The organism is Neobacillus paridis (assembly GCF_016765675.1).
Lineage (GTDB): Bacteria > Bacillota > Bacilli > Bacillales > Cytobacillaceae > Neobacillus > Neobacillus paridis.
The window spans coordinates 581-1,029 of record NZ_JAESWB010000118.1; the positions used below are offsets into that span (position 1 = coordinate 581).

A 449-nucleotide genomic window follows, 5' to 3' on the forward strand; every position below is an offset into this window, starting at 1 on the left:
ATATCGCCGCGGCCCATGTAGTCCAGGATGTCGGGATTATCGTCATCCTGTCCCTCGGACAGGCGCTTCCAGACGCGGGTGGTCAGAGACAGCGCGCCATGTTCCAGCCCAGCCTGGGCATACACCCGGTTCCAGCTGCGTGAACGGCTTCCTGACTGCCCGTTGGACTGGTGCGAAATCCCGAGATTGAGAAAACGCAGGCGGAGGTTGCCTATGCCGGCATCGATCGGCAGCACCGCCATCAGCTCGGGCTGATAGTTGGTCTCGCGAAACGGCCGTGACGCCGCGCCATTGAAGGCTTGCCAGTAGCTCTGCTGGGTATAGCCAAACCACAGATCGGCGGCGCTGCCGGCGGTGCGCTCGACCAGCTTGGTCTTGAAGCCAAGCTGGTAGCGCAGCTCGACATGGTCGATGCCGGCCGGCGAGCTTGCCGACAGGGGGTTGTTCGG

The 449-nt window shown here is 63.3% G+C and carries 1 protein-coding gene; it reads right to left on the bottom strand.

Features of this window, described 5'->3' with window-relative positions; translation table 11 throughout:
* Positions 1–449 (bottom strand): phospholipase A (locus JK635_RS28150; RefSeq protein WP_202653237.1); only part of this gene is annotated, 449 nt, incomplete at both ends.